Origin of the sequence: Pseudomonas sp. LW8 (assembly GCF_041956865.1) — a bacterium.
In the GTDB taxonomy this organism is placed as follows: domain Bacteria; phylum Pseudomonadota; class Gammaproteobacteria; order Pseudomonadales; family Pseudomonadaceae; genus Aquipseudomonas; species Aquipseudomonas siliginis.
This window is the reverse complement of sequence record NZ_CP168138.1, coordinates 5799114-5822925: the sequence shown is the minus strand read 5'-3', so window position 1 is coordinate 5822925 and position 23812 is coordinate 5799114. Positions and strand designations below refer to the sequence as shown.

General features: G+C 61.1%; 21 protein-coding genes. 8 read left to right on the top strand and 13 right to left on the bottom strand.

Features of this window, described 5'->3' with window-relative positions; genetic code table 11:
* Positions 1-21: 21 nt before the first annotated feature.
* The 6 genes from AB9L16_RS26440 to AB9L16_RS26415 all read right to left on the bottom strand — a co-directional run bounded on the left by AB9L16_RS26440 (position 22) and on the right by AB9L16_RS26415 (position 7814).
* Positions 22-1050, bottom strand: coding sequence for a DUF5924 family protein (locus AB9L16_RS26440; protein ID WP_375122931.1), 1029 nt, complete (start codon positions 1048-1050; stop codon positions 22-24).
* Positions 1051-1261: 211 nt separating this feature from the next.
* The gene (locus tag AB9L16_RS26435; protein WP_375122930.1) at positions 1262-2656 is read right to left on the bottom strand and encodes a M16 family metallopeptidase; all 1395 of its coding nucleotides are present in this window, start codon (positions 2654-2656) and stop codon (positions 1262-1264) included.
* A 176-nt stretch (positions 2657-2832) separates the two neighbouring features.
* Positions 2833-4491 (bottom strand): Na/Pi cotransporter family protein, encoded by a 1659-nt coding sequence (locus tag AB9L16_RS26430; protein WP_056791186.1) that lies wholly within the window; start codon positions 4489-4491, stop codon positions 2833-2835.
* A gap of 432 nt (positions 4492-4923) precedes the next feature.
* Positions 4924-5691: a TerC family protein gene (locus AB9L16_RS26425; protein ID WP_041476497.1), complete on the bottom strand. Its 768-nt coding sequence runs from the start codon at positions 5689-5691 to the stop codon at positions 4924-4926.
* Between the two features lie 85 nt (positions 5692-5776).
* Positions 5777-7084, bottom strand: coding sequence for a CitMHS family transporter (locus AB9L16_RS26420; protein WP_076564783.1), 1308 nt, complete (start codon positions 7082-7084; stop codon positions 5777-5779).
* Between the two features lie 403 nt (positions 7085-7487).
* The gene (locus tag AB9L16_RS26415) at positions 7488-7814 is read right to left on the bottom strand and encodes a DOPA 4,5-dioxygenase family protein (RefSeq protein ID WP_024014969.1); all 327 of its coding nucleotides are present in this window, start codon (positions 7812-7814) and stop codon (positions 7488-7490) included.
* 81 nt (positions 7815-7895) lie between these two features.
* Here AB9L16_RS26415 and AB9L16_RS26410 point away from each other — a divergent pair, with 81 nt between their 5' ends.
* A complete protein-coding gene (locus AB9L16_RS26410; RefSeq protein ID WP_375122929.1) occupies positions 7896-8561 on the top strand; it encodes an NAD(P)-dependent oxidoreductase in 666 nt (221 codons plus the stop codon).
* A 23-nt stretch (positions 8562-8584) separates the two neighbouring features.
* On the opposite strand, the gene AB9L16_RS26405 is transcribed toward AB9L16_RS26410, so the two are convergent.
* Positions 8585-9535, bottom strand: coding sequence for a choline sulfate utilization transcriptional regulator (locus AB9L16_RS26405; protein WP_252879170.1), 951 nt, complete (start codon positions 9533-9535; stop codon positions 8585-8587).
* 114 nt (positions 9536-9649) lie between these two features.
* On the opposite strand from AB9L16_RS26405, the gene betC reads away from it, so the two are divergent.
* From betC to AB9L16_RS26390, 3 genes are all read left to right on the top strand, one after another.
* Positions 9650-11170: a choline-sulfatase gene (gene betC, locus AB9L16_RS26400; protein WP_375122928.1), complete on the top strand. Its 1521-nt coding sequence runs from the start codon at positions 9650-9652 to the stop codon at positions 11168-11170.
* A 10-nt stretch (positions 11171-11180) separates the two neighbouring features.
* The gene (choX, locus tag AB9L16_RS26395) at positions 11181-12101 is read left to right on the top strand and encodes a choline ABC transporter substrate-binding protein (protein ID WP_056791166.1); all 921 of its coding nucleotides are present in this window, start codon (positions 11181-11183) and stop codon (positions 12099-12101) included.
* Positions 12102-12357: 256 nt separating this feature from the next.
* Positions 12358-13926, top strand: a complete 1569-nt coding sequence (locus AB9L16_RS26390; protein WP_252885082.1) for a SulP family inorganic anion transporter — start codon at positions 12358-12360, stop codon at positions 13924-13926.
* Between the two features lie 77 nt (positions 13927-14003).
* On the opposite strand, the gene aroE is transcribed toward AB9L16_RS26390, so the two are convergent.
* Both aroE and hemF read right to left on the bottom strand, forming a co-directional pair.
* Positions 14004-14825 (bottom strand): shikimate dehydrogenase, encoded by an 822-nt coding sequence (gene aroE, locus AB9L16_RS26385; protein ID WP_252868530.1) that lies wholly within the window; start codon positions 14823-14825, stop codon positions 14004-14006.
* Between the two features lie 9 nt (positions 14826-14834).
* Complete coding sequence (gene hemF / locus AB9L16_RS26380; RefSeq protein WP_024014963.1) at positions 14835-15749, bottom strand: oxygen-dependent coproporphyrinogen oxidase; 915 nt, start codon at positions 15747-15749, stop codon at positions 14835-14837.
* Positions 15750-15899: 150 nt separating this feature from the next.
* Between hemF and AB9L16_RS26375 the strand changes: the two genes are divergently transcribed.
* On the top strand, positions 15900-16877 hold the full coding sequence (locus tag AB9L16_RS26375) for a quinone oxidoreductase (RefSeq protein ID WP_375122927.1): 978 nt from the start codon (positions 15900-15902) through the stop codon (positions 16875-16877).
* A 179-nt stretch (positions 16878-17056) separates the two neighbouring features.
* Here AB9L16_RS26375 and AB9L16_RS26370 read toward each other — a convergent pair whose 3' ends face one another.
* The 4 genes from AB9L16_RS26370 to AB9L16_RS26355 form a co-directional block, all read right to left on the bottom strand.
* Positions 17057-17725 carry a hypothetical protein gene (locus AB9L16_RS26370; protein WP_052392118.1) on the bottom strand — a complete coding sequence of 223 codons (669 nt, stop codon included), beginning with the start codon at positions 17723-17725 and terminating at the stop codon, positions 17057-17059.
* Between the two features lie 260 nt (positions 17726-17985).
* Positions 17986-18543: an L-threonylcarbamoyladenylate synthase gene (locus AB9L16_RS26365; RefSeq protein WP_039757175.1), complete on the bottom strand. Its 558-nt coding sequence runs from the start codon at positions 18541-18543 to the stop codon at positions 17986-17988.
* Between the two features lie 55 nt (positions 18544-18598).
* Positions 18599-19696 (bottom strand): DNA-processing protein DprA, encoded by a 1098-nt coding sequence (gene dprA, locus AB9L16_RS26360; protein WP_375122926.1) that lies wholly within the window; start codon positions 19694-19696, stop codon positions 18599-18601.
* An 84-nt stretch (positions 19697-19780) separates the two neighbouring features.
* On the bottom strand, positions 19781-20806 hold the full coding sequence (locus AB9L16_RS26355; RefSeq protein WP_375122925.1) for a LysM peptidoglycan-binding domain-containing protein: 1026 nt from the start codon (positions 20804-20806) through the stop codon (positions 19781-19783).
* Between the two features lie 159 nt (positions 20807-20965).
* Between AB9L16_RS26355 and def the strand changes: the two genes are divergently transcribed.
* From def to rsmB, 3 genes are read left to right on the top strand one after another with little or no spacing between them, the layout of a single operon-like run.
* Entirely contained in the window at positions 20966-21472 is a 507-nt protein-coding gene (gene def / locus AB9L16_RS26350; protein ID WP_041476509.1) for a peptide deformylase, read from the top strand.
* Between the two features lie 57 nt (positions 21473-21529).
* On the top strand, positions 21530-22489 hold the full coding sequence (fmt, locus tag AB9L16_RS26345) for a methionyl-tRNA formyltransferase (RefSeq protein WP_150743207.1): 960 nt from the start codon (positions 21530-21532) through the stop codon (positions 22487-22489).
* Positions 22486-23796: a 16S rRNA (cytosine(967)-C(5))-methyltransferase RsmB gene (rsmB, locus tag AB9L16_RS26340; protein WP_375122924.1), complete on the top strand. Its 1311-nt coding sequence runs from the start codon at positions 22486-22488 to the stop codon at positions 23794-23796. Before fmt ends, rsmB begins: the two co-directional genes overlap by 4 nt.
* The last annotated feature ends 16 nt before the right edge of the window (positions 23797-23812 follow it).

The window sequence follows — 23812 nt, the reverse complement described above, 5'->3', positions numbered from 1 at the left end:
TACGTAATAGCACGAACCGGATTACTTTTCTTTGGCCTGTGTGCTGTCGGTGATTGCGAAACGCAGCACGCCGATCAACTGGCCATCCTCGGTCAGCACCCGCACCTGCCACTTGCCCGCCGGGTTGCCGGGGAAATTCTGTTTGTGCGTCCACGCCCGGTAGCCTTCCTTGCGCCCGCCATGGATGTCGAGGGCGATGCGGTCGACCTCTTTGCCGTTGAAGGTCCAGACATGATAAATCCGCTCATCGAGGCCGCGCGGCGCATTGATTGCGGTGTAGGCGTAGAGCCCGCCGCTGCGGATCTGCTCGGCGCTGACAGTATCAAGACTGGCGCCGGGGGTGCGATCCTGCAACTGCGTGCTGATCGCTACGTCGGTCATCCACAGCGTTGCCGGCGGCACCCACGAACGCAGCGCCCAACCGACGCCGCCGATGCCGAAGGTAATGAACAGAATCGCCAGGGCATTGCGCACTGTGCGGATCGGGAAGATCGACGCCAGGCTCGGGAACGACAGCAGGACGGCAATCCCCAGCGCCCATTTGAAACTCTGCGCGGTGGTCAGGTGCATGATCACCGGCAACGCAGTGAGCAGGGCGGCGAACAGGGTCAGGGTGTGCAGCGCGAGAAACGCCCAGCGCCGTGGCGCCAGCCATTTGTAGTACAGCGGATCGACGATGGAGATCAGTGCAGCAACGCTGAGCAGCCCCGTGAAGACAAACTGGCCGCTGTTCCACGTGGTGGTGATGAAAAAGAACGGCAGAACGAAAAACAGGCTTTCCTGATGGATCATCTGCGTCGCGTAGCGCAGCAGCGGCTGGGGAATCTCGCGCTTGAAGATCCGTGTGAACAGCCCGGTCAGGGTGTTTTCCAGCATCAGCCAGATCCAGCTGAGCAGCATGATCACCGTGATCCAGCTGGCCAGACCCTGTTGGCGATCGACGAGGATGAAACTGCCGACCCCGGAAATGAAACCACCCGCCGCGATCAACCCGGGGTAGCGCTTCATCAGCTCGAGAAGGCGCTGGATAAGGAGGGTCAGTTTTGGCATTTTGGCGGTTCACGACGATATGGGGAAAATCCCGGAAAGGTTAACGCCGCATGACCCCTGTGGCGAGGGGATTTATCCCCGATCGGCGGCGCAGCCGTCGTAGATCCTGCGAGCGAATTCTGTCTGGATATACCGAGCGGCCCTTATTGGGGCTGCTGCGCAGCCCATCGGGGATAAATCCCCTCGCCACAAGTGCTCACTCACCACAGGATTAATGGCTTCCAGCAATTTTGTGGCGGCGATACACACGCCAGCCGATCAACATCAGCAGCACCAGACCGACGCCGCCTGCAGCCAGCCACAACACCTGATCATCACTGATCAACGGCTTCTCGATCCGAATATACCCCGGCTGCAGCAACAGCTCGCGCATCGCCTTGTTCGCCGCTTCCAGCGTCACCCCTTGCAGCTCGCGCGCGGGATTGGCAAAGCGGCCATCCTGATAGTCGGCCAGCGCGCTCCAGTAATAGTCAGCCAGTGCGCTGTTGCCCTGCACGGCCCAGGCCTGGTGAGCGATGGCGGCTTGCTTGATGCGGGCGAAGGTGCTCGGGTCGAGGCCGTTTTGCAGCAGGTCGGCCTTGAGGTCATCAAGCACTTGAATGGCTTCGTCGACGTCATCGCGATCCAGGTCAGCGTTGAGGCTCATGAAGCCGACACCGCCGAACACTTCGCGCTCGGCCCACGGCCCGTACGACAAGCCGTGGTTGAGACGAATCTGCCGGTACAGCGCCCAGTCGAGGTAATCCTTGAGAATGTCGAACGTCTGGTCGTACTGATCGTCGAGCACCGGTTCCGGCACCAGCCAGTGCAGCTTGGCGCTGTCGCCGATAAAGCCACGGGTGAGGGTGCGTTCATGGGCGGCACTGGTGCGGATGTCCGGCAGCGGCCGATGTTCGCTCGGCTCGACCGGCTCCAGCTCACCCCAGGTACGCTCAAGATAGGCCGGCAGCAGTTTGTCGAGTTCGCCGACGACGATCAGGGTCATGTTGTTCGGCGCATACCAGGCCTTGCGCACCTTCTCCAGTTGCTCTTGGGTCAGATGGCCGACTTCGGCACGCTGCGGGCATTTCAGTCCCAGCTCGACAGCCAGTTGATTGCTCGCGGTATGGCCGAGGTCCTGACGGTCGAGGAAACGTTGCAGCTTGGTGTAATGCCCGCCGTCCTCACGCTCGACCACTCGTTTCGCCGCGTTGATTGCGTTGTCGTCAATTCGAGTCTGGGTCAGCAGCGCGAGCAGCAGGTCGAGCACCTTGCGCTGGTTTTTCGCCGGGGCCTCGATGACGAACGTGGTGTCGGCGTTGCTGGTGAACGCGTTCCAGTCCCCGCCCAGCGCCTGCATACGCTCTTCCAGACCGCCTTCGCCAGTGGCGTCGATACCGCTGAACAGCAGGTGTTCGAGCAAATGCGGCAGCTCTTTCTCGTCGCAGTCGAAGTCATCCAGGCCGACGCCGACCACCAGCCGGATCGCCACATGCCCACGCTCGGTGCCGGGTTTGAGCATAAGTTGCAAACCGTTGGGCAGCGCATAGCCTTCGACCTGAAACCGATCCAGGGCAAAAGCGGGCAGGGAACCGAGCAACAGACAGGCGAACAACAGGCAACGCATAACAGGCTTCCATACGGCTGATTTGGAGATCCGTGTCGTCAGTCAGGGCCCCATCGCTGGCAAGCCAGCTCCCACAAGGATCTGCGGCGCTTACAAAACCCTGTGGGAGCTGGCTTGCCAGCGATGACGGTCTCAAGGCTGAACCACTGTAACTGACTGGCCCCAGCCCCAGACGTTCAAGGCGAATGCGTAATGTCGGCCATGTCATCCACCGCCAGCGCGCCGGTGTCCGCCGTTTCCAGCACCACATAGGCGCTGCTGCAGAACAAAGAATTGAGCCGTTTCATGTCGGCGATCAACTCCAGATGCAGCGAGCTGGTCTCCAGGCTCTGAACGATCTTGCGTTGCAAACGGCTGACATGCGCATGGGCCAGACGCCGTTCCTGCGCACGAAAGCGGCGTTTCTCCCGTAACAACTGCCGCGCGCTTTCGCGGTCGCCGCTGAGAAACACCGACAGGCCCAGGCGCAGGTTGGCGATCAGTTGCTGTTGCAGCCCGGCAAGATCTTCCAGGCCTTCTTCGGAAAACGAACGACGCTGCGAAGTCTTCTGCTGCTGGATCTTGCGCAGCATGCGCTCGATCAGGTCGGCGGCGAGTTTCAGGTTGATCGCCAGTTCGATGATCTCGGCCCAGCGCCGACTGTCGTGCTCGCCGAGATCCTCGCGGGGCATCTGCGCCAGATACAGCTTGATCGCGCTGTACAGCGCTTCGATGTCGTCGGTCAGTCGGCGCATCTCCTGGGTGACGGCGGTCTGCTTGCCGCGCAACACATCGAGGGAGGCGTCGAGCATGTTGTCGAGCAGATCACCCATGCGCAGGGTTTCCCGCGCGGCATTGGCCAGCGCCAGGCTCGGCGTGACCAGCGCGGTCGGGTCGAGATGGCGTGGTTTGGCGGCGCCGTTGACCTCCGGCCGCTCGGGCAGCAGCCACGCACAAAGCCGCGCCATCGGCCCGACACTGGGCAGCAGGATCAGGCAGCGCGCGGTGTTGTAGAGCAGGTGAAAGCCGATGACCATTTCCTGCGGGCTGAAATCGAGGCTGTCGATCCAGTGCACCAGCGGGTCGAGCACCGGGATGATCAGCAGCAAACCGATCAATTTGTACAACAGACTGCCCAGTGCAACCTGGCGGCCGGCGGCGTTCTGCATGCTGGTGCTCATGAAGGCGAGGATGCCGCTGCCGATGTTGGCGCCGATCACCAGACCGATCGCCACCGGCAAACTGATCACCGCAGCCCCGGCCAGCGTGGCGGTGAGCAGCACGGCGGCGAGGCTGGAGTAGGAAATCATCGCGAACAGGGCGCCAACCAGGGCGTCGAGGAGGATGTCGCCGGTCAGCGAGGCGAAAATCACCTTCACCCCTTGCGCGTGCGTAATCGGCGCGGCGGCCTCGACGATCAATTGCAGGGCGAGAATGATCAGCCCCAGCCCGATCGACACCCGGCCCATCTGCCCGAGCCGCGTCTGTTTGCGCGACAGAAAGAAAATCACCCCGAGGAAAATCAGCAGCGGCGACAGCCATGACAGATCGAGGGTCAGCACCCGCGCCATCAACGCGGTACCGACGTCTGCGCCCAGCATGGTCGCCAGCGCCGGGGTCAGCGCCATCAGACCCTGACCGACAAACGAAGTGACCAGCATCGCCGTGGCGTTGCTGCTCTGCACCATGGCGGTGACGAGAATACCGGCGATGAACGCCAGCCATTTCTTCGACATGTTCTGGCCGATGACATGTCGCAGATTGGTGCCATAAACCCGCAGGATGCCGGTTCGGACGATGTGCGTGCCCCAGATCAACAGGGCGACGGCGGACAACAGATTGAGCAGGGTGAGCATGCAGACCCCCTGTAGTAGCAGCGCCCCAGAGGGGCAAGTGGAAGGCACCGCGCGGTTTCTACGTTCTTGATACTTAAGCTGTAGTTGGCTAACGGCCTCGGCGCCAGCATTGCACAGCTAAAGCGTGGATTGAAACAAAAGTGTCATGAGAAGCGCTTCATACACTCCCATTTAAATCAACGCCGCCCCTGTGGGAGCTGGCTTGCCAGCGATGGCGTCGGCACAACCAACATTGATGTCGCCTGACATTCCGCTATCGCTGGCAAGCCAGCTCCCACAGGGTCCGCGGTGCCTGAATGCTGCACTAACAAATGTGGGAGCGAGCCTGCTCGCGAAAGCGGTGGGCCAGCCAACATTGTTGTCGACTGGCACTCCGTCTTCGCGAGCAGGCTCGCTCCCACAGGGGTGTAGCGTGCTGCCGGGACTACCGGATTATTGGCCCGGAACATCCTTGCGCAGTTTCACCGGATCCTGCTGTTTCTTTTTCCGGGCCATCGCGCCGCGCAGTTTGATGTTGATCGCTTCCACTGCCAGGGAGAACGCCATGGCGAAGTAGACGTAGCCTTTTGGCACGTGCACGTCGAACGATTCGGCGATCAGTACGGTACCGACCACCAGCAGGAAGGACAGCGCGAGCATTTTCAGCGACGGGTGCTTGTCGATGAATTCGCTGATCTTGCCCGACGCCAGCATCATCACCAGCACCGCCACGATGATCGCCGCGACCATCACCGGCACGTGGGAAACCATGCCGACGGCAGTGATCACCGAGTCCAGCGAGAAGACGATATCGATGATCGCGATCTGGATGATGGTGTAGAGGAAGTTGCCGCCCTTGCCCGATGGCGCGTCGTCGCTTTCATCTTCACCTTCCAGCGCGTGGTACATCTCCTGCGAACTCTTCCACAACAGGAACAGGCCACCGAAGAACAGGATCAGGTCGCGGCCGGAAATGCCCTGGCCGAACACTTCGAACAGGTCGGCAGTGAGGCGCATGACCCAGGTAATCGACAGCAGCAACAGGATCCGGGTGACCATGGCCAGGCCAAGACCGAAGATCCGCGTGCGCTGCTGCATGTGTTTCGGCATGCGGCTGACCAGGATCGAAATCATGATGATGTTATCGATACCGAGGACGATTTCCAGGGCGGTCAGGGTAAAAAAGGCAACCCAGATTTCGGGGTTGGTCAGCCAATCCATGTGTATTCCTTTGAGCGAGTGTTAAACCGAAACAGGTCCGGGCTTCAAACCGCGAAGCCGGGACCCGTAACGGTGAGTCTTGGGCTTATAGAGTGCTGAACAGCGGGAAAGTCCCCAACAGCAGTGCAGCAATCAGAATGCAGATACACACCAGGATCGCCCATTTCAGGGTGAAACGCTGGTGATCACCGAAATCGATGCCGGCCAGCGCCACCAACAGATAGGTCGACGGCACCAACGGGCTCAGCAAGTGGACGGGCTGGCCGACGATCGAGGCACGGGCCATTTCCACCGCAGTGATCCCATAGTGGCTGGCCGCTTCGGTCAGCACCGGCAATACACCGTAATAGAACGCATCGTTGGACATGAAGAAGGTGAACGGCATGCTCACCAGCGCCGTAATCACCGCCAGGTACGGGCCGAGGAAATCCGGAATCACCGCCAACAGGCTCTTCGACATCGCATCGACCATGCCGGTGCCCGACAGGATACCGGTGAAGATACCGGCCGCAAAGATCAGCCCGACCACTGCCAGCACGCTGCCGGAATGCGCGGCGACGCGATCCTTCTGCATTTGCAGGCATGGGTAGTTGACGATCATGGCAATACTGAACGCCACCATGAACAGCACCGGCAGCGGCAACAGACCGCCGATCAGCGTGCACATCAGGCCGAAAGTCAGTGCGGCGTTGAACCAGATCAGCTTCGGACGGCGTGCGTCGGGGAATTGCGAGACGCTGATTTCACTGTGATCGATCTCGTCGCCAACCAGGTGCAACTCGCCGAGACGGGCACGTTCACGCTTGCCGTAGAAGTAGGCAATCACCAGGATCGCCAAGACACCGGCGGCCATGGCCGGGATCATCGGTACGAAAATGTCCGAAGGATCCACATGCAGGGCACTAGCCGCGCGGGCGGTCGGACCGCCCCACGGGGTCATGTTCATCACGCCACCGGCGAGGATGATCAGACCGGCCATGATTCGCGGGCTCATGCCGATGCGGCTGTACAGCGGCAGCATCGCGGCCACACAAATCATGTAAGTGGTCGCGCCGTCACCATCGAGGGAAACGACGAGCGCCAGAACGGCGGTACCGACCGAAACTTTCAGCGGGTCGCCCTTGACCAGTTTGAGGATCTTGCGCACGGCCGGGTCGAACAGACCGGAGTCGATCATCAGGGCGAAATACAGAATGGCGAACATCAACATCACGCCGGTCGGCGCCAGTTTGGTGATGCCTTCAAGCATCATCGGGCCGATCTTCGGCGCGAAACCACCGAACAGGGCGAACAGGATCGGGATGATGATCAGGGCGATCAGCGCGGACAGGCGCTTGGTCATGATCAGGAACATGAACGTGATGACCATGGCGAAGCCAAGGAAAGTCAGCATGGGAATACTCCAGGCGTAGCGCGGCTAGTTGAATGAGCGGATCGGGCGGGATCAGCGCAGAACGGGAGGCGCGAGGCGTACGGGCGGAGTGACCAGCAGGAAGCGGGAGAAACGGCGGGTTGCAGAAGACATCAGAATCACCATTGTTGTTGTTAATTGGGCCGGGCCTGTGGAAAAAACACAGGGCTTGGGCCAACCGGTCTGTTGCCGGGAGTGGGGCGATCCTAATCGGGGAAGCTTTCAGCTACCTTTCGCGACCGAAAGCGATGAATGAATGGTCAACCGGCGGTCGGATGCAGCGACAGCCAATGAATACGGGACGACAAGCGATACGAGGGAACGGATAGACAACGCTGGCTGGCAGTCTGGACATATTCGTTATCAGTTCAGTCCAAGCACCTGGTTAAAAAATCGACAGATCCAGCGGCCGCACCGCGCCCATCCAGATCGCGTGTTCGGTGTGGTCGAGCAGGTCGTTGCCAGTGTCCGGATGCAGGAACACCACCAACCCCTTGCGGTTAAGCGCCAGCCACGGCAGCACCTCGCCGATCAGCTCGGGACCGAAAGCCAGTTGGCAGCTCCAGTCGGGGTGCGGCCCCACCGGGCGTTCGTGCACGCGGCCCATTTTCAGCGCAAACAACTGCGCGGCCTGTTCGCACAAGGCCCGCGCCTGGTCGATGGTTTGCGCGTCGAAATAGACATGGGCGTGATAGCCCTTGATCCCTTGCATCGTGTCGCCTCTCAATCGGTTCGAACCCTTGGCTGTTTCCACCGTCACAGGTCATATAGGACAACTATAAGGAAAACAGCCATGAAAAATGCCGAGACCCCAGTGGTCAAAGTGGTGCTTTATGGTGCCATGGCCAGCCTGGGCGGTGCATTGATGGCTGAATTGCTGCGTCGCCAACACGAAGTCATCGCCATTCTCGACGATCTCACCGCACTCGCGCCGCGTCCGGGGTTGCGCACCAAGACCGGCGATCTGTTCGATGCCGAGCGGGTCAATCAAAGCGTCGCCGGCAGCTCGGCGGTGATCTGCCTGCTGGACGCTCCGGGGCTGCCGTTCAACAGCGATCATGTCGAGCGCTCGGTAACGCTGGGGCCGGTCGAACAGGTACTGGCAGTCGACGCGCTGGTCGAAGGTTTGCAACTGGCCAGCGTGCCGCGCCTGTTTCTGGTCGGCAACTTCGGTGTGCTCGACGAGCCTGACAATGACGAGCGTCTGCAACGTCACGCTGCCGAAGAAATCCTCGAGGCGGTACAAAGCAGCTCACTGCGCTGGACCTTGGTCAATGCGCCGCATGGCGTGGCCGGATTGACCATCGAGCACTTCAGTCAGGTCGGCGGCAATCTCGAACCGGGATTGGCCGAACCGCTGGAACGCTTGAACCGTGTCGCGGTGGGGATTGCCGATGAACTGCGGTTGAACCTGCATGTGGGGCAGCATGTGAATTTTGTGGCGGCTTCTGATTCGTAAAAGATCGGACGATCTTTTGCTCTTCACACCGCAATCGAGGGCAGGGCCAGACCGTTAAGCGATTCGGCACTGCTGGCCTGTTCCGCCATTAACCAATCAACAAAATCCTGAATCAACGCACCCCGACGCTTGCGTTGCGGCAACACCACGTAATACCCCAGCCGCGACAGCGTGGTTTCCGCCAGCGGCCGGCACAGCAAACCCTGCACCAGCAAGTTATCCACAAGGTGCCGCCAGCCAATCGCCACGCCTTGTCCGCCGATCGCCGCCTGAATCAGCAAGGTGTAATTGTCGAAGCGCAATTGCCCCGGCGCTGGCGGCGTAGTCAGGCCCAACTGACGAAACAAGCCACTCCAGTCGAACCAGTTGCTGCTGTTTTCCCCACGCAGATGCAGCAGCGGCAATTCCAGCAGGGCCTGCGCGGGCAACGGCAATGAACGCTCCTTGAGCAGCAGCGGGCTGCACACCGGGAACACTTCTTCGCTGAACAGCCAGTGGCTCTCACCCTGCTTGAATCGACCATCGCCAAACAGGATCGCCACGTCGATGTCGGTGCGCAGCATGTTGTGGTTGCGCTCGCTGGTGACCAGGCTGACATCAATGTGCGGATTGGCCTCATGGAAGCGATGCAGGCGCGGCATCAGCCAATAGGCGGCGAAAGCGAAATCCGTGGCCACTTGCAGCACTTCATGTTGCTGCTGAGTGCTGATTGCGCTTAATCCTGCGTCGATATTCTGCAAACCGAGGGCAACTTGCTGGAAAAGCAGGCTGCCCACCTCAGTCAATTCGATGCCCCGGTAGATCCGATCGAACAGGCGTGTGCCGAGCTGCTCCTCCAGACGTTTTATCTGCTGGCTGATAGCCGGTTGCGTGGTGCCAAGCTCAACCGCAGCAGCGGTAAAACTGCGATGGCGGGCCGCCGCTTCAAAAGCGCGCAGCAGATCGAGGGAGAGGTCACCGAGGGCGTCATACATAAGCTGTACTTATCCTAGTCATTGTCCGGCGCGGGCTTTACCGGAACAGGCATGGAATCCATGCTCGATCGAAGCACTCTCGCATAAATATTCAACATGGAATGCCGCGATCACATGAAGCGCAAGAACATTCTTTTCATCATGGCCGATCAAATGGCCGCGCCAATGTTGCCGTTCTACGGCCCATCGCCAATCAAACTGCCGAATCTGTCCCGCCTCGCCGCCCAAGGCGTGGTGTTCGATGCTGCTTATTGCAACAGCCCGCTATGCGCGCCGTCGCGCTTCACCCTGGTCAGCGGCCAGTTGCCGAGCAAGATCGGCGCCTACGACAACGCCGCTGATTTCCCCGCCGACATTCCGACTTACGCGCATTACCTGCGGCGTCTCGGCTACCGCACCGCGCTGTCGGGCAAGATGCATTTCTGCGGGCCGGACCAGCTGCACGGTTATGAAGAACGCCTGACCAGCGATATCTACCCGGCCGATTACGGTTGGGCGGTGAACTGGGACGAGCCGGACGTGCGGCCGAGCTGGTATCACAACATGTCTTCGGTATTACAGGCCGGGCCGTGCGTGCGCACCAATCAGCTGGATTTCGACGAAGAGGTGGTGTTCAAGGCGCAGCAATATCTGTTCGATCACATCCGCGAGGACGGCGACCAGCCGTTCTGCCTGACTGTGTCGATGACCCACCCTCACGATCCGTACACGATTCCCAAGGCTTTCTGGGATCTGTATGACGATGCTGATATCCCGTTGCCTACAGCCTTGAACCAGGACGAACTCGATCCGCACTCGCAACGTCTGCTCAAGGTTTACGACCTGTGGGACAAGCCGCTGCCTGTGGATAAAATCCGCGATGCCCGTCGCGCCTACTTCGGCGCTTGCAGCTATATCGACGCCAATGTCGGCAAACTGCTGCAAACCCTTGAGGAAACCGGGCTGATCGATGACACCGTCATCGTCTTCTCCGGTGACCATGGCGACATGCTCGGCGAGAAGGGCCTCTGGTACAAAATGCACTGGTTCGAGATGGCCGCGCGAGTGCCGCTGCTGATCAGCGCACCGGGACAATTCGAGGCGGGCCGGGTCAGCGCCGCCGTATCCACCGCCGACCTGCTGCCGACCTTCGTGGATCTGGCCGGTGGCACGCTTGAGCCGGGCCTGCCACTGGACGGCCGTTCCTTGCTGCCGCACCTGCAAGGGCAGGGCGGGCATGACGAGGTGTTCGGCGAATACATGGCCGAAGGCACTGTCAGCCCGCTGATGATGATTCGCCGGGGCGCCTACAAATTTATCTACAGCGAAAGCGACCCGTGCCTACTCTTCGATGTGGATAACGATCCGCGCGAAGAAGAAGAGCTGAGCCAATCGCCGCAACATCGTCAGCTGTTCGAGGACTTTCTCGCCGAAGCGCGGGCCAAGTGGGACATTCCGGCAATCCATCGGGACGTACTGGCCAGCCAGCGCCGACGCCGTTTCGTCGCCGATGCGTTAACCATCGGCAAGTTGAAGAGCTGGGATCACCAGCCGCTGGTCGATGCCAGTCAGCAATACATGCGCAACCACATCGACCTTGATGATCTGGAGCGCAAGGCCCGTTATCCACAACCCTGCCAAAACCAAAAATGTTAAGGGGAAGTCCATGCGCAAGTTATCCACAGCTGTCACTGTCGGCCTGATCGCATTGAGCAGCGCCTCGGCCTTCGCCGAGCAAAGTTGCGAAACCGTGAAGATGGCCGATCCGGGCTGGAGCGACATCGCCGCAACCAATGCCATCACCGGGTTTCTGCTGGACGGCATGGGCTATAAGGCCAAAGTCGACACCCTTGCGGTGCCGATCACCTTCGGCGGCTTGAAGGATGGCCAGGTTGACGTGTTCCTCGGCAACTGGATGCCGGCGCAGCAGGGCTTCTATGACAAGTTCGTCGCCACCGGTGATGTGACGCAATTGGCCAAGAACCTGGAAGGCACCGAATTCACCCTCGCCGTCCCCGACTATGTCTGGGAGGCGGGTGTGCATGATTTTGCCGACCTGAACAAATTCGCCGACAAGTTCGACAAGAAAATCTACGGCATCGGTTCGGGGGCGCCGGCGAACATTTCGCTGCAGGAGATCATCAAGAAGAACGACTTCAACATGGGCCAGTGGAAGCTGATCGAGTCCAGCGAACAGGCGATGCTCGCCGAAGTGTCGCGGGCGGTGAAGAAACAGAAATTCGTCACCTTCCTCGGCTGGACCCCGCACCCGATGAACGTGCAACTGAAAATGCGTTACCTCAAGGGCGGCGAAAAATACTTCGGCGATACCGGCAGCGTATTCACCCTGACCCGTAAGGGCTACGCCGAGGCCTGCCCGAATGTGGGTAAATTGCTGACCAATCTGGCGTTCACCCAGGACATGGAGAACAGCATCATGGCCGAGGTGGTGAACAAGAAGGTCAGCAATGCCGAAGCGGCGAAGGCGTGGATCAAGGCCAATCCGGCGGTGCTGGACAAGTGGCTGGACGGGGTGAAGACCGTGGATGGCAAGGATGCGTTGGTGGCGGTGAAGGCCAAGCTTTGATCTCAGGGTTGCTGGAATAGCGTTCGGCTGGAGATTTTTGCCCCCTCACCCCAGCCCTCTCCCCCAAGGGGGCGAGGGGGAAAGGGAGCCGATCGCTGTTGAATCAAAACTTGCGTTCAACGCCGAAATCGCAGGTCGGTGAATCTTCAACAAACAGCTCGGTCAGTCCCCTCTCCCTCAGGGAGAGGGCTAGGGTGAGGGGCTTTTACACCTGACACCCTGATAACCTTGAACAAAACCCCAACCGCGAGGACCCATGGCCTTCCCCAGCCGCCATTCACTTTTTCCTTTCCTGAGCTGGTTGCCACGGCAAACCCGCGCCAGCGTCGGGCGGGACCTGATCGTCGGCCTCAGCGGTGCGATTCTCGCCTTGCCCCAGTCGATTGCCTACGCGCTGATTGCCGGGCTGCCACCGGAATACGGCCTGTATGCGGCGATCATCCCGGTGTTGATCGCCTGCCTGTGGGGTTCGTCATGGCATCTGATCTGCGGCCCGACGGCGGCGATTTCCATCGTGCTGTACGCCAGCGTCAGCCCGCTCGCGGTGCCGGCTTCCGAGGACTACATCACCCTGATCCTGCTGCTGACGTTTCTCGCCGGGATTTTCCAATGGTTGCTCGGCTTGCTGCGCTTTGGCGCACTGGTGAATTTCGTTTCGCATTCGGTGGTGCTCGGCTTCACCCTCGGTGCCGCCGTGGTGATCGCCATCGGGCAATTGCCCAATCTGCTCGGGCTGGAATTGCCGGCCAACACCACAGCGCTCGCCAGCCTGATGGACCTGTTGCGGCATCTGGGGGCTGTGGATAAGCCCTCGCTGATGCTCGGCGTCGCTACAGTGATCGTCGGCGTGGCCCTGAAAAAACTTCTGCCGCGCTGGCCGACGCTGTTGCTCACGCTGGTGCTGGCCAGTCTGCTGGTGTGGATCTGGCCAGCGATGTTCGGCCATGTGCATCTGGTCAGCGCTTTCGTCGGACGCCTGCCGCCGTTCAGTACGCTGCCGCTGGATCTGGAGGTTATCCTGCGCCTGCTGCCAAGCGCGGTGGCAGTGGGCATGCTCGGGCTGGTCACCAGCCTGTCGATTGCCCGCTCGATTTCGGCGCGCTCGCAACAGTTGCTTGATGCCAATCAGGAAGTCCGCGCGCAGGGTTTGTCGAACATCGTCGGTGCGTTCTTTTCCGGGTCGCTCTCAGCCGGATCGTTTACCCGCTCGGGATTGAGTTACGAGGCGGGTGCCTGCTCGCCGCTGGCCGGGGTGTTTTCGGCGCTCTGGGTGGCGCTGTTTGCGGTGTTCGGCGCAGGGCTGATCGCGCACATCCCGATCCCGGCCATGGCCGGCAGCATCCTGTTGATTGCCTGGGGTCTGGTCGATCACCGGGGCATTCGCGCCTTGCTGCGGGTCAGCCGCGCCGAGTTCGTGGTGATGGCCCTGACTTGCCTGGCGACTCTGCTGCTGGAATTGCAGACGGCGATCTACGCCGGGGTGCTGGCGTCATTGTTTTTCTACCTCAAGCGCACCTCGCAACCACGGGTGCAGCATTGGCGCGACGGTGACGACGATGTGTTGCGCGTGGGTGGTTCGATCTTTTTCGGCGCCAGCCATTACCTGCAAGTGCGCCTGCAACGCCTGCATGGCGCACGGGTGGTGATCGAGGCGCAGCAGATCAACTTCATCGATTATTCGGGGGTGGAGATGCTGCATCAGGAAGCGCGACGCCTGCTGGGCCAGGGTCGCAGCCTGACCCTGCGCCGGGCGCGGTCGCCGGTCGTGGAGGAGTTGAGGAAGCTGGAGGGGGCGGAGAAGTGCCCAATCAGGTTTGAGGATTGATCTGATATCGCGGTGGTGATGCGATTCGCGAGCAGGCTCGCTCCCACATTGATCGTATTTCAATGTGGGAGCAAAGCTTAAAGGGCCAGTTGGCGGCGCAGTTCGGCGAGTACCGGCGCGGTATCCGGGCGTACGCCACGCCACAGCCAGAACGCCTCGGCTGCCTGTTCGGCGAGCATGCCCAGACCATCCATCGCCAGCGCCGCGCCGTGCTCAGTGGCCCAGCGGCAGAACGCGGTCGGTTCCTTGCCGTACATCATGTCGTAGCACAGCGTCTGGCCTGGCTCGATCAGGCTTGGCGCAATCGGCGGCACGTCACCGGTCAGGCTGGCGGAGGTGGCGTTGATGATCACGTCCACCGGTTCGCGCAGCCAGTCGAAACCACTGGCCGACACCGGCCCGAGGTCGCAGAACAACTCGGCCAGGAGTTCAGCCTTGTCCACGGTGCGATTGGCGATGATCACCGAGGCCGGCTTCTCCGCCAGCAATGGCTCCAGCGCACCGCGCACCGCGCCGCCAGCGCCGAGCAAAAGGATGCGCTTACCGGTCAGGCTGAACCCGGCATTCACCGTCAGATCGCGGACCAGGCCTGCGCCATCGGTGTTGTCGCCGAGCAGTGAGCCATCGTCCAGTTTGCTCAAGGTGTTCACCGCACCGGCGCGCTGCGCGCGGGCGGTCAGGCTGTTGGCCAGACGGTAGGCGTCTTCCTTGAACGGCACCGTCACATTGGCGCCGCGCCCTTCGCGAAAGAACGCCTTGGCGCAGCCGACAAAATCATCCAGCGGCGCCAGCAGCGTGCTGTAGTCGAGGCGCTGGCCGGTCTGTTCGGCGAACAACTGGTGAATCATCGGCGACTTGCTGTGGCCGATCGGATTACCGAAAACGACGTAACGATCCATCACCCGTCCTCAGGCCTCGGCCAGCCAGTCGCGATCCTGCAGGAAGTAATCGGTCAGGCGCGCTTCTGCGCTGCCCGGCTCGGCCTTCCAGTCATAGCCCCAGCGCACTTGCGGTGGCAGCGACATCAGAATCGATTCAGTGCGGCCACCCGATTGCAGACCGAACAGCGTGCCACGGTCGTAAACCAGGTTGAATTCGACGTAGCGGCCTCGGCGGAATTCCTGGAATTCGCGCTGCTGGGCAGTGAAGGCGTCATTCTTGCGCCGCTGCACGATCGGCAGGTAGGCCTCGATATAAGCATCGCCGATGGCGCGCATGAAGGCGAAACTGGTGTCGAAATCCCACTCGTTCAGATCGTCGAAGAACAGACCGCCAATGCCACGTGGCTCATGACGATGCTTGATATGGAAATAGGTGTCGCACCAGGCCTTGTAACGCGGATAGACGTCCGCACCGAACGGCGCGCAGGCTTGCTCGGCGACGCGGTGCCAATGAATGCAATCTTCCTCAACGCCGTAATACGGGGTCAGGTCGAAACCGCCGCCAAACCACCAGACCGGTTCTTCGCCTTCTTTTTCAGCAATGAAAAAACGCACGTTGGCGTGGGAGGTCGGCACATGCGGGTTGTGCGGGTGGATCACCAGCGACACGCCGAGCGCCTCGAAACCACGCCCGGCCAGTTCCGGCCGATGGGCGCTGGCCGAGGGCGGCAGGCCGCTGCCGAACACGTGGGAAAAATTGACGCCGCCCTTTTCGATCAGCGTGCCGTTTTCCAGCACGCGGGTGCGCCCGCCACCGCCCGCCGGCCGGGTCCAGGCGTCTTCGACGAAGCATTTGCCGCCGTCTTCGGTTTCCAGTGCAGCGCAGATGCGGTCTTGCAGATCGAGCAGATAGGCCTTTACGGCGTCGGTGCGGGTCGTCATGGCTTCACCTTGAATCGGGCGGCGCCCCGGCAGGCGGGCGGCGCAAATGGGCGCGTAGCATACCATCGCAGACCGGCGCGCCGCAGTTGACGAAGATCAAGCAGGGGAGTTGGATAGAGGGCTTAGCAACGACCCAAGGAGAGCAGGCAGATGGCAAAGCGTATCCAGTTCCGCGCCCACGGCGGTCCCGAAGTGCTCGAATATGTTGACTACGAACCCGCTGAACCCGGGCCGAATCAGGTGCGCGTGGCCAACCAGGCGATCGGCCTGAACTTCATCGACACCTATTACCGCAGCGGCCTCTATGCGCCACCTGCCTTGCCGTCCGGCCTGGGTTCGGAAGGCGCCGGCACGGTCGATGCGGTGGGTAGCGAAGTCACCCGTTTCAAGGTCGGCGATCGCGTGGCATACGGCAGCGGCCCACTCGGCGCCTACAGCCAGCTGCATGTTCTGCCGCAGGACAATCTGGTGCACCTGCCCGATGAAATCAGTTTCGAAACTGCCGCCGGGGTCATGCTCAAGGGTCTGACCGTGCAATATCTGCTGCGCCAGACCTACCAACTGCAGGGCGGCGAAACCATTCTGTTCCACGCCGCAGCCGGTGGCGTCGGCTCGCTGGCCTGCCAATGGGCCAAAGCGCTGGGCGTGAAGCTGATCGGCACCGTCAGCTCGAAGGAGAAGGCCGAACTGGCCAAGGCCAACGGCGCCTGGGCCACCATCGACTACAGCCATGAAAACGTTGCCGAGCGCGTGCTGGCGCTGACTGACGGCAAGAAAGTCCCGGTGGTGTATGACGGCGTCGGCAAGGACACCTGGCTCACGTCCCTGGACAGCGTGGCACCACGTGGCCTTGTAGTGAGTTTCGGCAATGCTTCGGGCGCAGTCGACGGCGTCAACCTGGGCATTCTTGCCGCGAAGGGCTCGTTGTACGTCACCCGGCCTACGCTGGCGACCTACGCCAACAACGCCGAGAATCTGCAGCGCATGGCCGACGAGCTGTTCGAGATGATCATCAGCGGCAAGCTGAAGGTCGACATCAGCCAGCGCCATGCATTGGCCGATGCGGCAAAAGCACAAACCGAACTGTCGGCACGGCGCACTACCGGTTCCACGATTCTGTTGCCATAACGCTTCAAGTTGATACTCGGTGAACTCTTCCATGAGTTCGCCGAGTATCTTTCAGCTAGATCAAGTACATCTTCCGGTGAAGTTTCTTCGCCGCTGGCCTACGACCGGAAAACTTCCTGCGCAACTTCTTCGACTCGTATACAAGCCATTTCTCTGCCCACTCTTCGATTATTGGCGGATCAATACTGACGGTTATGAACATCACGATACTCCGGCTGATGCACGTTCATGTTCACTGGCTGATCCAGGGCCATCAGAATTTGCCGCCATTCGGCGGACAACAGCCAATAATCGCCCCGGGCACGCTGCTCGATATGCATGGCGTGCGAAGCGATCGGTGTCAGGCCGAAGCGCTGAAACAGTTGCCGCTGTGGCGATCTGCACAAGGCCGTCACCCCCTGATATCCGCGATCGATCGCCCATTCGGCGGCGGTGGCGAGCAAGCCATTGATCGACACCGGCCGGTGCTGCTGGGAATGGGTAATCAAGCGACTGAATTCGACATGCCGCGCCAATGCCACAGTGGGAGACACATGATGCTGCGCCAGTGAGGCCCATTCGAACGGCGCCGGGGTTGCCCGCAGCACTGCAATGAGTTGATCTCGCTGGTAGAGCAGGAAGTGCGTACTGCGCGAGGTGATCGCCAAGCGGGTTTCCAGCGCCCGGGCTCTGGAGGTGAGCATGTAATGCTGCAATCGCAGGCGAAACTGCCGACCAATGAAACGCTCGAATTCTCCGGCGTCCGACCCCGCCTCAAGAATGGCCACTCGATAGTCGGCCTGTTGATTCTTGAGTGTCTCCTGAAAGCCCTGCAGATAATCCTTGAGGTGTAAATCCGTAATATCCATTACTTCTCCGCAGCCATTAACATTTCGAAGTTGTATCAAGCACATTGAAAGAATGGTTGCTTTTGGAAATCTCGCCACTGCACGCGCTCTGATAATCACGTGGGAAAACTTACAGATATTTCAGACTCAAAGATTCGTCTGACGCATGCAAGAACAATGGCAACGGATAAGTTTTGAACGAATGCAGGAATAAACTGCGGGCATGCGCAGAACTCCTCGTCATAGCGCCGAGGAGTCCGCAAAAAATAAAAAGAATGGCGTCAGTCAGGACGAACGACGTTACCGGTGGCCAGGTCGCGGATCACGCTGGGATTCTTGCGCCCGCCAAGGCTCCCGCCGAGCACCAGATCGACCTGCCCACGGAAATACTGCTCGATGCGCAAACGCGTGCGCGCGGGCGGTCGCCCCTGTGGATTGGCTGATGTCGAGATCAGCGGCCCGACCAGCGAGCACAAGTCGCGCACCTGCGGGTGATCGCTGACTCGCAGCGCCACGGTGTCATGCACGCCTGTGACCCATTCCGGCAACAGGTTCTGGTGCGGCACCAGCCAGGTGTTCGGCCCCGGCCAGGTGCTGGCCATGCGGTCGATCCAGTCCTGCGGGAAGTCCTCGAAGAGGAAATCGAACTGGCGGATATTGTCGGCGACCAGGATCAGCCCTTTGCTCACCGAGCGATTCTTGATCGCCAGCAAGCGGTCCACTGCGTCTTCGTTCCACGGGTCGCAACCCAGCCCCCAGACGGCTTCGGTTGGATAGGCAATCACCGCGCCGGCGCGAACTTCCCGCGCGGCTTGTTGCACACGCCAACTGTTGACCATGAAAAAACTCTCCACAAACAGGTTTCGCGCAGTTTACCGATCTTCATCGTAAAACCTAGCTCGACCGCGCCAACCAGCGACCGTTTTCGCATACCGCACGGCCTTCGATCTCCAGCTCGGTCAACGTTGCCAGCACTTTCGGCAACGCCCAGCCACAGCTCGCGGCCAACGCCTCGCTGGTGTGCGGCGCCGCGTGCAGCAGCGTCAGCAACGGGTGATCGGCCTGCGGAGGCGCTGTGGATAACAACGGTTGCTGCCAGCCGCGCAGGGCTTCGAGGATATGTTCGATAGTCTCCACCAACACCGCCCCGTCGCGAATCAACTGATGACAACCGCGCGCGCCGGGGTGATGGATAGAGCCCGGAATGGCATAAACCTCGCGCCCTTGCTCTGCCGCCAGCCGCGCGGTAATCAACGAACCGCTGGCAACACTGGCCTCGACCACCAGCACGCCAAGGGATAACCCGCTGATGATGCGATTGCGCCGGGGGAAGTTGCTCGCGGTTGGCCCGGCGTCCAGCGGAAACTCCGAGAGCACCGCGCTGCCCGACGCAATCATCGCCTCAGCCAGGCGTTTATTGCGCTGTGGATAAAAATTCTCCAGGCCCGTGCCAAGCACCCCCACGGTCAAGCCGCCAACGTCCAGAGCAGCCTGATGGGCAGCGGCATCGATGCCCAGCGCCAGACCACTGGTGATGACAAAACCGGCCCCGGCCAGACTGCGAGAAAACGCCGCCGCCGTGTCCATGCCCGGGCGCGAAGCGCGGCGGCTGCCGACCATCGCCAGTTGCGGTTTTTCCAGAATCGACGGATCGCCGGCGACGAATAACAGTGGCGGCGGGTCAGGAATCTGCGCCAGCAACGCTGGATAGTCCGCCTGGTCCCACATCAGCAAATGTTGACCGGGGCGCTCTAGCCAGCGCATTGCGTAGCTGGCGCCGTCGCGCACCGTCGGACAACGCCGTGCTTCGGCACACGCCGCCGGCAACCCGAGCGAGCGCCAGGCACTGGCCGGCGCGCTGAGGGCTTTGGACGCCGAGCCGAAGGCTTCGAGCAGTTTGGCAAAACGCTTGGGGCCGATATCCGGCATGCGGTGCAGACGCAGACGCGCCTCCAGTTCCGCCGGGGAAATGGCCGTACTGACAGACAACATGAATGGATCATCCTTGATCGTTCGATGCTCCGAACCATTCGGAACAAGTTGTGGATAACTCTGTTGGTAACTTGTTAAGCAAGCTTACGGATTTCGCACCTTGTCGAGCACCGCCAGCGAGCGTGAAGCATTGAGGACCAGGCCGTAACTGAGTTTGTCGTAGGTGCGGAACACCATCAGCAGGCCGGCTCGTTCATCGGGAATCTTCAACGGCTGGCCAGTGATCCGGTCGCGCACCGTTTCGCCGGTTTTCATCACCGCCAGGACATTGCCTTCGGCCAGACCGTCACGTTTGCCTTTGTTCAGGGTAACCACGTCCATCACACCGATCTGCGTGACGCCGCGTGGCACGTCGATGATCAGGCCGTCGATGGAACGCTTCGGCGCGCTGGGCGTGAACGTTGAATTGATCGAACGTTCTTCACCGCCGAACAAGCGGTCACCGAGGCGCACTTCCTGGGTGGTGCGTTGCAAGGCGAGAGTGGCGACGTCGCCTTCGGTGGCAACAACCTCGCCGCCGCCGATATCGTCGGCGTTGATGCCGAGGAATTCCTTGGTCTGCGGGTCGGTGTAGACCTTGCCCTGGCGGAAGATGCCGTACACCGGCTGCTCCGGATCGAAATGGCCGCGCGCGAAGATGCGATCGCCTGTACCGCTGAGCACCCCTTCGGCATCGCCGGCGACGATGTACGGCGCCTTGTCGAAGTCTTCGGCCTTGTCGACGATGCGGTTGCTCAGCAGAAAGCTGTTGATCGATTTCAGCGGAATGCTCGGAATCGCCTCGGCCACCGGGCTGGTGCGAATTCGTGGCGAGAGCTTGATGGTGCCGCGCGACTCGCCACGATGGACGGTCAGTTGCGGCTGGCCGTTGACGTAGCTGAGGGTCAGCCTGTCGCCGGGATAGATCAGGTTGGGGTTTTCGATCTGCGGATTGGCCCGCCACAGTTGTGGCCACTGCCACGGCTCGCGCAGGTATTTGCCGGAAATGTCCCAGAGCGTGTCCCCGGAAACCACCGTGTATTGCTGTGGAAAACCATCCTTGAGTTGCACTTGCCCTTGCGCGGCGCCGGCCGAAGCCAGAAGCAGCAGGGCGAGTAGTGTTTTCCTCATGCAGTGAATCCCTTTATCATGTGCGTTCGCGTGAATCGTCAGAGCCCCCGTGGCTCGCTTCTGTTTTTCAGAAGCTACGCTTCACAACGGTAGCCTGCATCTTCGGACCCGCCAGGCCATCGACCCGACTTTACTCAACGTGTGCAGCAATCGAAGCCTATGGCCATTTTAAACATCCTCGAATTTCCGGACCCGCGTCTGCGCACTATCGCCAAACCAGTGGCTGTAGTGGACGACGAAGTGCGTCAGTTGGTCGACGACATGTTTGAAACAATGTATGAAGCGCCGGGCATCGGCCTCGCCGCGACCCAGGTCAACGTGCACAAACGTATCGTCGTGATGGACCTGTCCGAAGACCGCACCGAGCCACGGGTGTTCATCAACCCCGAGTTCGAATCGCTGACCGAGGAGATGGACCAGTATCAGGAAGGCTGCCTCTCGGTACCGGGCTTCTACGAAAACGTCGACCGCCCGCAGAAGGTCAAAATCAAGGCGCTGGACCGCGACGGCAAGCCCTATGAGCTGATCGCCGAAGGCCTGCTCGCGGTGTGCATCCAGCACGAATGCGACCACCTCAACGGCAAATTGTTCGTCGATTACCTGTCCACGCTCAAACGCGACCGGATCAAGAAGAAGCTGGAAAAGCTGCACCGCCAGAACGCTTGATGCCCCTCTTCAAAGGCTTGCTGCGGCAAGCCTTTTTCTTTTTATGAGACGCCTTTCATGACTGAGCCACTGCGCATTGTTTTTGCCGGTACCCCGGAATTCGCCGCTGAACACCTCAAGGCCCTGCTGAGCAGCCCGTACGAGATCGTTGCGGTCTACACCCAGCCGGATCGCCCGGCCGGCCGTGGGCAAAAACTGATGCCAAGCCCGGTCAAACAACTGGCCCTGGAAAATAATATCCAGGTGTTGCAGCCGCCGACGTTGCGCAATGCCGAGGCCCAGGCGGAGCTGGCCGCGCTGAAGCCGGACTTGATGGTGGTGGTCGCCTACGGTTTGATCCTGCCGCAAGCGGTGCTGGATATTCCGCGTCTGGGTTGCATCAACAGCCATGCGTCGTTGCTGCCACGCTGGCGCGGTGCGGCGCCGATCCAGCGCGCGGTTGAGCACGGCGACGCCGAAAGCGGTGTAACAGTGATGCGCATGGAAGCCGGCCTCGACACCGGGCCGATGCTGCTCAAGGTCGTCACGCCGATCAGCGCGCAAGACACTGGCGGCACCCTGCATGATCGCCTCGCCGAGATGGGGCCGCCCGCCGTGGTGCAGGCGATTGCCGGTCTGGCTGTCGGCACCCTGCAAGGTGAGGTGCAGAACGACGAGCTCGCCACTTACGCGCACAAACTCAACAAAGACGAAGCACGCATCGACTGGAGCCGTCCGGCGGTGGAGCTGGAACGTCTGGTCCGCGCCTTCAATCCATGGCCGATCACCCACAGCACGCTCAATGGCGAAGCGTTGAAAGTGCTTGCCGCGACCGTGGCCGAAGGCACTGGCGCCCCGGGTGAAATCCTCAGCGCCAGCAAGGACGGCCTGATTGTCGCCTGCGGTGCACAAGCGCTGTGCCTGACCCGCCTGCAATTGCCCGGCGGCAAGGCGCTGAACTTCAGTGACCTGTTCAACAGCCGCCGCGAGAAATTCGCCGTCGGCAGCGTCCTCGGCGCTGCGGTGGAAGCGCAATGAACCCGCGTCTGGCTGCCGCCAAGGCGCTCGCCGCCGTGCTTAGCGGCAAAGCCTCGCTGAACAGCTCCCTGCCGACGCAACTGGACAAGGTCGAGGATCGTGATCGCGGTTTCACTCAGGATCTGGCCTTCGGCACCGCACGCTGGCAGCCACGCCTGTCGGCATTGGCGGAAAAACTCCTGCAGAAACCGTTTAAAGCCGCCGACGCTGATGTCGAGGCGTTGCTGCTGGTCGGTCTGTATCAACTGCTATACACCCGGGTACCGGCCCATGCCGCGATCGGCGAAACCGTCGGTTGTGCCGACAAGCTGAAAAAGCCTTGGGCCAAAGGCCTGCTCAACGCCGTGCTGCGCAATGCCCAGCGCGAAAGCGAGACGATCTTCGCCGAACTGGAACGCGACCCGGTGGTGCGCACGGCCCACCCGCGCTGGCTGCAAAAATCCCTGAAGGCATTTTGGCCCGAGCAGTGGGAAGCGATCTGCGCAGCGAACAACGCGCATCCGCCAATGATCCTGCGGGTCAACCGCCGTCATCACAGCCGCGATGCTTATCTTGCGTTGCTGGGCGAAACCGGGATCGCCGCGACACCGTGCGTTTACAGCCGCGACGGCATCGTCCTCGAAGCCGCTGCCGACGTGCGCAGCCTGCCGGGTTTCGCCGAAGGCTGGATCAGCGTGCAGGACGAAGCCGCGCAACTGGCCGCCGACCTGCTCGATCTGGCCCCGGGCCAGCGCGTACTCGACGCCTGTTGCGCCCCTGGCGGCAAGACCTGCCACATCCTTGAAGCCGAACCGGCGTTGGCCGGGGTGGTGGCGGTGGATCTGGAGGCCAAGCGTCTGGTGCGGGTGAAGGAAAACCTCGAGCGCCTCGGCCTCAACGCTGAACTGATCGCCGCCGACGGTCGCGATATCGACAAATGGTGGGACGGCAAACCGTTCCAGCGCATCCTCCTCGACGCGCCATGCTCGGCCACCGGGGTAATTCGTCGCCATCCGGACATCAAGCTGACCCGCCAGCCGGACGACATCGTCGCCCTCGCGCAACTGCAAGGCGAACTGCTCGACGCCATGTGGAAAACCCTCGAAGTCGGCGGCATCCTGCTCTACGCCACGTGCTCGACGCTGCCGACCGAGAACACCGAAGTCATCGCCGCGTTCCTCGCGCGCACCCCCGGTGCCCGTGAACTGGACCTGGCCACAGCGGCGGGAATCAAGCAGCCCCATGGTCGCCAGTTGCTGGCCCAGCAGGGCGGGCATGACGGGTTCTACTACGCCAAGCTGATCAAGATCGCCGCCGCGCGCGGCTAAACGGATTCATGGAGTG

Excerpts from the sequence above, each read along its gene's own strand:
- AB9L16_RS26440 (WP_375122931.1), bottom strand. The coding sequence starts at position 1,050 with ATGCCAAAACTGACCCTCCTTATCCAGCGCCTTCTCGAGCTGATGAAG.
- AB9L16_RS26435 (WP_375122930.1), bottom strand. The coding sequence starts at position 2,656 with ATGCGTTGCCTGTTGTTCGCCTGTCTGTTGCTCGGTTCCCTGCCCGCT.
- AB9L16_RS26430 (WP_056791186.1), bottom strand. The coding sequence starts at position 4,491 with ATGCTCACCCTGCTCAATCTGTTGTCCGCCGTCGCCCTGTTGATCTGG.
- AB9L16_RS26425 (WP_041476497.1), bottom strand. The coding sequence starts at position 5,691 with ATGGATTGGCTGACCAACCCCGAAATCTGGGTTGCCTTTTTTACCCTG.
- AB9L16_RS26420 (WP_076564783.1), bottom strand. The coding sequence starts at position 7,084 with ATGCTGACTTTCCTTGGCTTCGCCATGGTCATCACGTTCATGTTCCTG.
- AB9L16_RS26415 (WP_024014969.1), bottom strand. The coding sequence starts at position 7,814 with ATGCAAGGGATCAAGGGCTATCACGCCCATGTCTATTTCGACGCGCAA.
- AB9L16_RS26410 (WP_375122929.1), top strand. The coding sequence starts at position 7,896 with ATGAAAAATGCCGAGACCCCAGTGGTCAAAGTGGTGCTTTATGGTGCC.
- AB9L16_RS26405 (WP_252879170.1), bottom strand. The coding sequence starts at position 9,535 with ATGTATGACGCCCTCGGTGACCTCTCCCTCGATCTGCTGCGCGCTTTT.
- betC (WP_375122928.1), top strand. The coding sequence starts at position 9,650 with ATGAAGCGCAAGAACATTCTTTTCATCATGGCCGATCAAATGGCCGCG.
- choX (WP_056791166.1), top strand. The coding sequence starts at position 11,181 with ATGCGCAAGTTATCCACAGCTGTCACTGTCGGCCTGATCGCATTGAGC.
- AB9L16_RS26390 (WP_252885082.1), top strand. The coding sequence starts at position 12,358 with ATGGCCTTCCCCAGCCGCCATTCACTTTTTCCTTTCCTGAGCTGGTTG.
- aroE (WP_252868530.1), bottom strand. The coding sequence starts at position 14,825 with ATGGATCGTTACGTCGTTTTCGGTAATCCGATCGGCCACAGCAAGTCG.
- hemF (WP_024014963.1), bottom strand. The coding sequence starts at position 15,749 with ATGACGACCCGCACCGACGCCGTAAAGGCCTATCTGCTCGATCTGCAA.
- AB9L16_RS26375 (WP_375122927.1), top strand. The coding sequence starts at position 15,900 with ATGGCAAAGCGTATCCAGTTCCGCGCCCACGGCGGTCCCGAAGTGCTC.
- AB9L16_RS26370 (WP_052392118.1), bottom strand. The coding sequence starts at position 17,725 with ATGGATATTACGGATTTACACCTCAAGGATTATCTGCAGGGCTTTCAG.
- AB9L16_RS26365 (WP_039757175.1), bottom strand. The coding sequence starts at position 18,543 with ATGGTCAACAGTTGGCGTGTGCAACAAGCCGCGCGGGAAGTTCGCGCC.
- dprA (WP_375122926.1), bottom strand. The coding sequence starts at position 19,696 with ATGTTGTCTGTCAGTACGGCCATTTCCCCGGCGGAACTGGAGGCGCGT.
- AB9L16_RS26355 (WP_375122925.1), bottom strand. The coding sequence starts at position 20,806 with ATGAGGAAAACACTACTCGCCCTGCTGCTTCTGGCTTCGGCCGGCGCC.
- def (WP_041476509.1), top strand. The coding sequence starts at position 20,966 with ATGGCCATTTTAAACATCCTCGAATTTCCGGACCCGCGTCTGCGCACT.
- fmt (WP_150743207.1), top strand. The coding sequence starts at position 21,530 with ATGACTGAGCCACTGCGCATTGTTTTTGCCGGTACCCCGGAATTCGCC.
- rsmB (WP_375122924.1), top strand. The coding sequence starts at position 22,486 with ATGAACCCGCGTCTGGCTGCCGCCAAGGCGCTCGCCGCCGTGCTTAGC.